Consider the following 9,595-nt stretch of genomic DNA (forward strand, 5'->3'; position numbering starts at 1 on the left):
ACCCAGTCGGCACAATGGGTGACGCACCAGCTCCAGTTCATGAAGTCCCAGAATATACAGACCCAGTCGGCACAGTGGGTGACGCACCAGCTCCAGTTCATGAAGTCCCAGAATATACAGACCCAGTTGGCACAGTGGGTGACGCACCAGCCCCAGTTCATGAATTACCAGACTACACAGATTCAGTCGGCACAGTGGGTGACGCACCAGCTCCAGTTCATGAAGTCCCAGAATATACAGACCCAGTCGGCACAGTGGGTGACGCACCAGCCCCAGTTCATGAATTACCAGACTACACAGAATCAGTCGGCACAGTTGGTGAAGCTCCAGCTCCAGTTCACGAAGTTCCGGAATATACAGATTCATTGGGCATAGCCGGTGAAGATCCAGCTCCAGTTCATGATATTCCAGAATATACAGATCCTGTAGGCACAGCTGGTGAAGACTCAGCTCTGGTTCACGAATTGCCAGAGTATACAGATTCGTTGGGCACAGCCGGTGAAGATCCAGCTCTGGTTCACGAATTACCAGAGTATACAGATTCAGTAGGCACAGCAGGCGACGATCCAGTCCCAGTTTATGAATTACCAGAGTATACAGAATCAGTCGGCACAGCCGGTGAAGATTCAACACCAGTTCATGAATTTCCCGAGTACACAGAACCAGTAGGTACAGCTGGTGACGCACCCACCCCAGTTCACGAAGTCCCAGAATATACAGACCCAGTCGGTACATCTGGCGACGAACCCGCTCTCGTTCACGAAGTCCCAGAATATACAGCTCCAGTCGGCACAATAGGTGACGCAACAGCTCCAGTTCATGAAGTCCCAGAATATACAGACCCAGTCGGCACAGTGGGTGACGCACCAGCCCCAGTTCATGAATTACCAGACTACACAGATTCAGTCGGCACAGTTGGTGACGCACCAGCTCCAGTTCACGAAGTTCCGGAATATACAGATTCATTGGGCACAGCAGGTGAAGATTCAACCCCAGTTCATGAAGTCCCAGAATATACAGATTCATTGGGCACAGCAGGTGACGCACCAGCTCCAGTTCATGAATTGCCAGACTACACAGATTCAGTCGGCACAGCAGGCGACGACCTAGCCCCCGTTCATGACGTTCCCGAGTACACAGAACCAGTCGGCACAGCAGGTGACGCACCAGCTCCAGTTCATGATATTCCAGAATATACAGAATCAGTCGGTACATCTGGCGACGAACCCGCTCCTGTTCACGAAGTCCCAGAATATACAGAACCAGTCGGCACAGCTGGTGATGAACCCGCTCCTGTTCACGAAGTCCCAGAATATACAGACCTAGTCGGCACAGCAGGCGACAATCCAGCCCTGGTTCATGAAGTCCCAGAATATACAGAATCAGTCGGCACAGTAGGTGACGCACCAGCCCTGGTTCATGAATTACCAGAGTATACAGAACCAGTCGGCACAGCAGGTGCAGAGCCTACACCAAGTTTTGAACTTCCTGAGTTAGAGCTTAGCTATGTAGATGAAACGCGAGTTGAAAAAGTAGCCTTTAAGATTGAGGAGCAGTATACTGATGAGTTGGTCAAGGATTCACATATTGTAAGTGTTCCTGGAGTGGAAGGCGAGCGTACGATTAGAACAAGAGTCTATTATTCAAATAATCAAGAATTGGATCGTCAAGAATTATCTAATGAAGAAACCTTGCCACCAGTGACTCAAATTGTCAAGATTGGAACAGCAAGTCCGTTTATGATTCCAAATGATGCTCCAAAGGTTGAAGCATTGGATGAATTTGATTTAATTCCACTCTACAATCTATTGTCAGAAGCAGAGCAAGTTAAATCACAGGCACGTTATTTTAACGATATCTTAACTCGCCAAACTAGTTACGATTCGGCACTCCTTATAGGTCAAGAATTATTGACGCGATTAGAAGCTAGTCAAAATCAAGTCAACCAAGCAGTTGCAAGCATTGAAAATGCTAAGGAGCAACTACAGGGTCTAGACGTCACTAAGGTAGCTCTACAAGCGGAATACCAAGAAAGTCAAGACATCCAGGATAGCTTCAAATACAAAAATGCTGACTTAGATAAGAAAACAAACTTTACAAGAGAATTTGCAAATGCAGAAACAGTTTTAGCAAATCGACTAGCTAGCCAAGTTCAAGTTGATCAAGCCTTAGCGAACTTGACAGCAGCCAGAACGGCTCTAAATGGAGTTGCAAAAGTTAGACCAAATCTAAGTATCCTTAGTCTTACAGAAAATCCAGAAGATCGTTCTGTTACGGTTCAGTACAACCTGACTGATGAAACTCAATCATTACGGACAGCTACAGCAGAATTATATGAAGGAGACCAGCTAGTACGCTCGCTTCCGATTACGAATTTTGCAGGCAGTCTCAAGATTGGTGATTTGGATCATTATACAGATTATACTTTGAAGACAAAATTAACCTACGAATTAGATCAAGGTCAGGTTACAGACTTTGAAAAGGACAGCCGTCAATTTGAACTCAAGTATAAGAAAATTTCTATCCGAAATGTAGAATCTGTTGAATTCTACAGCAAGGAAAATGATCAGTATAAACGTTTGATTTCCATGAACGCAGTTCCAAACGATTTGTCAAATTACTTTGTCAAAGTTAAGTCTGCCGAGTCGAAAGAAATGCTCCTGCCAGTTCAGAGTATTGCCGAAAGCACTAAAGATGGTAGGGAAGTTTATAAGGTCACTGTATCTCTGCCTGAGCTTGTCCAAGAAAGTGAAACGGGTTATAAACCAGGATACGATTTCTACATCAGCAAGTCTCATTCAAATCAGCAAGGAGTCTATACTAGTTTTGCAAGTCTGTTAGAAGCGATGAGGAGCAATATGGCAGGCAACTTTGTACTTGGAGCTGATCTAGATGCTAGTGAAGTACGCTTAGCAGCAAGCGATTATGTTTATCTGCGAAATAACTTTACAGGTAGCCTTACAGGTAGTCATAATGGTAAACAGTACGCGATTTATAACCTAGCCAAGCCTTTGTTTGAGAATCTCAAGAGTGGTGCAAGGATTACAAATATCGATTTGAAGGATGTCAATATTGTTGGGACTTATGATTCTGCAAGCTTGGCCCGTTCTGCAGAAAATACTCACATTCAAGATGTCTCTGCACAAGGGCGAGTTGCCGTGGTAGGGAATGCAAGTCAAGTTGCGGGGCTAGTGGTTGTTGCAACTAACACGCAAATTACAAATAGTTCCTTTACAGGTACCATCCAGACTAACGATAAGCAAAGCAAGGCCTATAATGTTGGAGGTTTAGTCGCAAATCTAAAAGGAAATGCTTCCCTGCTGACACAAAGTAGAGCAGATGTTACTATTTTAGCGAGTGCCAAGACTAATGAGCAACGCTTTGGAGGTTTAGTTGGGCGCTTGGAAGCCAATGCTCGTATCACTAATTCCTATGCATCAGGGAAAATTCAGAACTCAACCAAGAATGGCCAAATTGGTGGAGTAGTTGGTTCAAATTACTACAATGGTTTGATTGACAACGTCTTGAGTAATGTCAGTGGATCAAGAGTTTATAGTATTTCTGGCGATCAAGGTTATAAAAATGACCGTATCACAAATGCTTATGCAGTTGAAGGAATTGAAACACTAGCAGAAGATCCATTTGCTAGCTCTAAGCTTAGTCTAGAACAAGCCCAAGATAAGCTAGAAGAGTTTGGAATCACGACAAGCCTGGACGACACCAATCTGAACCTCTATGCAGTAGATTATAGTAAGGCGAAGAAAGTAGACAATAACCGTGCTATAGCTTACGTAAATATGGAAAAACTTCTACCATTCTATAATAAAGAAACAATCGTAGCTTATGCCAATAAGCTAGCAGAGGATCATAAGTTAAACACTAACTACTTGCTCGATGTAGTTCCGATGAAAGATCAGCAGATCATCACAGATATTCATGGAAATAAGACAGGCATCAATCGTCTCATGCTTCATTACGAAGACAATACCATTCAGTATCTGGAAATTACCTATAAGGGAGACTTTAAAAGTAAGGCTATCGCAGAATATACCATCAAGGACTTGAACCTTCTCTATACTCCAGAAGCCTTCCTATCTGACTATAGTAAGATTCTCACCAAAGTTTTACCAGAGCTGAATAAGGTAGTTTTAGATTCAGCTGCTGTGAGAACGGTCTTAGGTATAAATGCAGAAACATCTCTGGATGATCTTTATTTGGATAAAGCCTTTGACCAAGTCAAAGCTAACTTATCTGTGGAGTTACGTAAGGTTCTGGCTATGGACAAGTCCATCAATACCGAGGGGAGTGTAGTAGCTGATTATATCGCTAAGAAAATCACTGATAATAAAGAAGCCTTCTTAGTCGGTTTAACCTATCTAAATCGTTGGTATAACATCAATTATGACACCATCAATGTCAAAGATTTATCTGCCTATAAGTTTGATTTCTTTGGTAATAACGATGCGTCGACACTAGACACGATCATTGCCTTAGGTCGCTCTGGTTTTGAAAATCTCAAAGCCAAAAATACTTATCAAACTTATGATACTTCCTTGTCTGAGGCAACAGGTAAGCGGGGATTGTTCAATTATCTAGAAAGTTATCGTAATCTTTTCTTGCCGTATAAGACTAATAACGAATGGCTCAAGGATAATACAAAAGCTTACATTATCGAAGCCAAGTCAGACATTGCAGAAGCTAAGGCTCTCCAAGACAATGCAAACGATAAGAGTAAGTACTCTGTCGGAGTTTATGATAAAATTACATCTGACAACTGGGAACATAAGGGCATGTTGCTACCGCTTTTGACCATGACTGAAAAGGGTGTTTACATCATTTCTAATATGTCTACCATCTCTATGGGAGCATATGATCGCTACCGTGATATTGTTGATGGTAAGGTTCGTACAGATGCTGAACTTGCTAGCTATGTTGAAGATCGAGTGAGAAAGTCAGCTGAATGGCAGAGAGACCATTACGATTTCTGGTACAAGATTTTAAGTGATGAAAGCAAGGATAAACTCTTCCGTTCTGTTTTGGTTTATGATGGTTTTGCTCTCAAAGATAAGAATGGGCAAAAATATTGGGCTCAACCAAATGACAAGCAATCGACCGCAATGCAGGAATTCTTTGGACCAGCTGGTAAGTGGTATCCAAGCAAGGGCTATAATGCTTACGCAACAGGAAGTGTGACCCATTTTGACAATGCTCGTCTGCTAGAAGATTACGGAAACTCTGTTTATACACACGAGATGACACACAACTCTGATGGGGCCATCTATTTTGAGGGCTTTGGTCGTCGCGAAGGTCTAGGGGCAGAACTTTATGCTCGTGGTCTTTTGCAATCTACACCTAGCCCAGACGAAGCGACAATTACTCTCAATACTTTATTCAAGGTTGATAAGGATTCGAAGACACGTCTCCATACTTATAACTTTAAAGAGCGTGTTCAGAATGCAGCAGATCTAAAAGACTATGTTCATGGTATGTTTGATATGATCTATACGCTTGATTACTTAGAAGCAAGCTCTATCCTGAAGCAGACAGATGAAGCCAAAATGAAGTGGTTTAGAAAAATGGAAAACTACTACATTACTGATAAGTATGGCAAACAAACCCATGCTGGTAACCAAACACGGACCTTCACTGCTGAAGAGATTAAGAAACTAAAAACCTTTGAATCCTTGATTGACAATGATGTCATCACTCGACGAGAAAACAAGGATAGTGGCAAGTACGCACGAAATGGTTATCTCAGTCTCAGTCTATTCTCTCCAATTTATTCAGCGCTTAGCAATCCAACTGGTGCGCCAGGTGATGTTATGTTCCGTCGTACAGCCTATGAGTTGCTGGCAGCTAAGGGCTATCATGAAGGATTTGTTCCATATGTATCTGGTAAGTTGTCAGAAGAAGCTCTGAAAGAGGGCAGTACAACTTGGGATGGATGGCTCGGAAGAGATGTTGGTCTAGTGACAGACCAGAAGGTTTTGGAAAATGTCTTCAAAGGTGAGTATGACTCTTGGGGAGCCTTTAAGAAGGCCATGTACCAAGAGCGGATTGACCAATTGACAAAATTGAAGCCGATCACCATTGAGTACGAACTCAGAAACCCAAACAGTACGAAGCAAGTAACTATTCGATCTTATAAAGATATGCAAAGGCTAATGGATGAAGCGCTAGCAGAGGATGTTCGTAATATCGACAATGCTACAAGCCGCGTCGAAGCTAGCTGGGTTAACTTACTGAAGAAAAAGATTTATAATGCTTATCTTCGTACAACTGATGACTTCCGTCAGTCTATCTTTACCAAATAAGCTGCAGTATTACTTTTAAAAAATACCATTATCCCTAGGTCTAAAATGACTTAGGGATTTTTGCTCTGGAGATACATATACAGAAATGCATGTGTGAGTAAAGGAAAATAAAGTTCCACTGAATATATTGTGGTCTACTTGGAAGAACTTTGAATTTAACTAGAAATATGGTAGAATAACAATTATTATCATTTTAAGGAGACAGTTATGAAGACAAAAACACTTGCACAAGTTGCTGGAATTATTGGGACTATCGCGGGCTCGCTCTTGGCAATTTTGCCTGTCGTTATATTAATGATTGCATCTATTTTTGAAAATGAAGATTTTGCAGGAGTACTTTTGGCGATTATTTTCATTGTTTTTACCTTAGTAAAAATCGCAACTCTCATTCTTGGAATTCTCTCTCTAATCTACTATAAGGATGATAAGCGTATTTCAATGGCACCATCTATTTTGTTAATCGTAGGTTCTGTAGTTGGCTTGATTCCATTTTTAGGCTGGATTGGTGGCATCGTCATTGTCATCGGTGGTGCCCTTTTTTTAACAAGCTTGAAACAATTTCAAGTTCAAGAATAGCTGTTCATTGAGAGAAGGGGTGTTCACCTCTTCTCTTTTAAATCGATTTTGACTAGCTTTTTTGTGAAAAATTGTGTAAAATAGAATAGATAAACGAGGGAAACCTCGGAAAATAAAAGGAGTATCCATCAAATGGTAAAATTGGTTTTTGCTCGCCACGGTGAGTCTGAATGGAACAAAGCTAACCTTTTCACTGGTTGGGCTGATGTTGATTTGTCTGAAAAAGGAACACAACAAGCGATTGACGCTGGTAAATTGATCAAAGAAGCTGGTATCGAATTTGACCAAGCTTACACTTCAGTATTGAAACGTGCGATCAAAACAACTAACTTGGCTCTTGAAGCATCTGACCAATTGTGGGTTCCAGTTGAAAAATCATGGCGCTTGAACGAACGTCACTACGGTGGTTTGACTGGTAAAAACAAAGCTGAAGCAGCTGAACAATTTGGTGATGAACAAGTTCACATCTGGCGTCGTTCATACGATGTATTGCCTCCAAACATGGACCGTGATGATGAGCACTCAGCTCACACTGACCGTCGTTACGCTTCACTTGACGACTCAGTTATCCCAGATGCGGAAAACTTGAAAGTGACTTTGGAACGTGCCCTTCCATTCTGGGAAGATAAAATCGCTCCAGCTCTTAAAGATGGTAAAAACGTATTCGTAGGAGCACACGGTAACTCAATCCGTGCTCTTGTAAAACACATCAAAGGTTTGTCAGATGACGAAATTATGGACGTGGAAATCCCTAACTTCCCACCATTGGTATTCGAATTTGACGAAAAATTGAACGTAGTTTCTGAATACTACCTTGGAAAATAAACATCATAAAGCCTAGGATGATTCCTAGGTTTTTTATTTTTAAAACATAGAGTTTGAGGTAGAAAAAAACTTGAGCTGAGAAATTTGAAGTTCAAGATTTAGGAATTTTAAAAAAACAATTTAGCTTGTCAAAGGAAAGTTTTCTTGTTATAATAGTTAGGATGGAGGCGTTATGGCACTTAAAAAAGCAAGTCTAGCCTGTGCGGTTTGTGGTTCTAGAAACTATTCAATCAAGATTAGTGGAAATCCAAAACCAACACGCTTAGAAGTAAATAAATTTTGTAAACACTGTGGCAAGTACACCACACACAGAGAAACGAGATAGGAGAAAACGATGCGTTTTATTAAGGATATTTTTAAACTTCTTAAAGAAACAACTTGGCCGACTCGCAAAGAAAGTTGGTTAGATTTTAAATCTATCATGGAATACACTGCTTTCTTTGTAGTGATGATTTATATTTTTGACCAATTGATTGTTAGCGGATTGATTCGTTTTATTAATATTTTTTAAGATAAGGTAAGAGAAAGATCTAGTCGCTGAAATTCTTCAGTTAGGAAAGGAAAAAACATGGATAGTTTTGATAAAGGATGGTTTGTGCTACAAACTTACTCTGGTTACGAAAATAAAGTGAAAGAAAATCTATTGCAACGTGCACAAACTTACAATATGCTAGAAAATATTCTACGTGTTGAAATTCCTACACAAACAGTGCAAGTGGAAAAAAATGGAAAGAAAAAAGAAATCGAAGAAAATCGCTTTCCAGGTTATGTTCTTGTAGAAATGGTTATGACCGACGAAGCATGGTTTGTTGTGCGTAACACACCAAACGTAACAGGATTTGTAGGCTCACACGGAAATAGATCAAAACCAACTCCACTTTTGGAACAAGAAATTCGCGATATTTTAGTTTCAATGGGTCAAACTGTCCAAGAATTTGATATTGATGTCCAAGTTGGTCAAACTGTTCGTATCATTGACGGTGCTTTCGCAGATTACACAGGTAAGATTACAGAAATTGATAACAACAAAGTCAAGATGATTATCTCTATGTTTGGAAATGATACAGTAGCAGAAGTAAATCTTAATCAGATTGCAGAACTTTAATCGGGCATTTCTTGTAAATTTCATCAATTAAAACTACAAAGCAAAGACAACTGTAGAGAAAACAGTTGTCTTTTTCATCCTCACTTGTGAGTATTCACGACTTCCATAACATCAGAGAGCTAAAAAGAGACAAGATAGAAACTAGGGCCCTTCTTTCCTCCTTTCTCTGCTATACTACAAGCAGAGAAAGGGGGAAAGCAAATGCTTGAGAAATACTATGCAAAGGTAAAAGGGATTGTTCATAAATGCCGAAAAAATTATTATCTCCATCTATGGGAGAAGGAGGACTGGGATCAAGAAGGAATGATCTGCCTTTATGAACTTCTCGAAAATCATCCAGAACTAGTTGAAGAAGAAAAGAAACTCTACGTCTACTTCAAAACAAAATTCCGCAACCGAATCCTTGATACTGTAAGAAAACAAGAGAGCCAAAAACGGCGTCTGGATCGAATGGCTTATGAAGAAGTGGGAGAGATCAGCCATCGCCTACCAGAAGGAGGTTTATGGTTGGATGATTATTATGCCTTTCATGAGTTGTTAGATAATTATAGAAGAAAGTTGCCCCAAGATAAGCAAGAAACCTACGAACGTCTATGGGCAGATGAACGCTTCAAAGGCCGCAAGTCCCTTCTCAGGGAGTTAAAGGTGGTCTTCAAAGACTGGTGAAAAAAAGTTTCAAAAAGGTGTTGACAAGTAAGAAAAAGTCGGTATAATAGTAAGAGTTGAAAATAACAACTCCGGTCCGTTGGTCAAGGGGTTAAGACACCGCCTTTTC

The 9,595-nt window shown here is 40.7% G+C and carries 7 protein-coding genes and 1 pseudogene; all 8 read left to right on the forward strand.

Features of this window, described 5'->3' with window-relative positions; translation table 11 throughout:
* Window positions 1–14: 14 nt before the first annotated feature.
* A pseudogene (locus QM887_RS09780) lies at window positions 15–1,328 on the forward strand (SIALI-17 repeat-containing surface protein); the annotation flags it as partial.
* Between the two features lie 24 nt (window positions 1,329–1,352).
* Window positions 1,353–6,314 (forward strand): SIALI-17 repeat-containing surface protein, encoded by a 4,962-nt coding sequence (locus QM887_RS09785; protein WP_414271430.1) that lies wholly within the window; start codon window positions 1,353–1,355, stop codon window positions 6,312–6,314.
* A 207-nt stretch (window positions 6,315–6,521) separates the two neighbouring features.
* Window positions 6,522–6,890 carry a hypothetical protein gene (locus QM887_RS09790; protein WP_414271428.1) on the forward strand — a complete coding sequence of 123 codons (369 nt, stop codon included), beginning with the start codon at window positions 6,522–6,524 and terminating at the stop codon, window positions 6,888–6,890.
* 132 nt (window positions 6,891–7,022) lie between these two features.
* A complete protein-coding gene (locus QM887_RS09795) occupies window positions 7,023–7,715 on the forward strand; it encodes a phosphoglycerate mutase (RefSeq protein WP_000240129.1) in 693 nt (230 codons plus the stop codon).
* Window positions 7,716–7,887: 172 nt separating this feature from the next.
* On the forward strand, window positions 7,888–8,040 hold the full coding sequence (rpmG, locus tag QM887_RS09800) for a 50S ribosomal protein L33 (protein ID WP_001809375.1): 153 nt from the start codon (window positions 7,888–7,890) through the stop codon (window positions 8,038–8,040).
* A 9-nt stretch (window positions 8,041–8,049) separates the two neighbouring features.
* The gene (secE, locus tag QM887_RS09805; RefSeq protein WP_001211016.1) at window positions 8,050–8,226 is read left to right on the forward strand and encodes a preprotein translocase subunit SecE; all 177 of its coding nucleotides are present in this window, start codon (window positions 8,050–8,052) and stop codon (window positions 8,224–8,226) included.
* A gap of 57 nt (window positions 8,227–8,283) precedes the next feature.
* Window positions 8,284–8,820 (forward strand): transcription termination/antitermination protein NusG, encoded by a 537-nt coding sequence (gene nusG / locus QM887_RS09810; protein WP_075227310.1) that lies wholly within the window; start codon window positions 8,284–8,286, stop codon window positions 8,818–8,820.
* A 201-nt stretch (window positions 8,821–9,021) separates the two neighbouring features.
* Window positions 9,022–9,486, forward strand: a complete 465-nt coding sequence (locus QM887_RS09815; RefSeq protein WP_414271429.1) for a sigma-70 family RNA polymerase sigma factor — start codon at window positions 9,022–9,024, stop codon at window positions 9,484–9,486.
* The last annotated feature ends 109 nt before the right edge of the window (window positions 9,487–9,595 follow it).

Source organism: Streptococcus infantis (assembly GCF_047460875.1).
GTDB lineage: Bacteria > Bacillota > Bacilli > Lactobacillales > Streptococcaceae > Streptococcus > Streptococcus infantis_AA.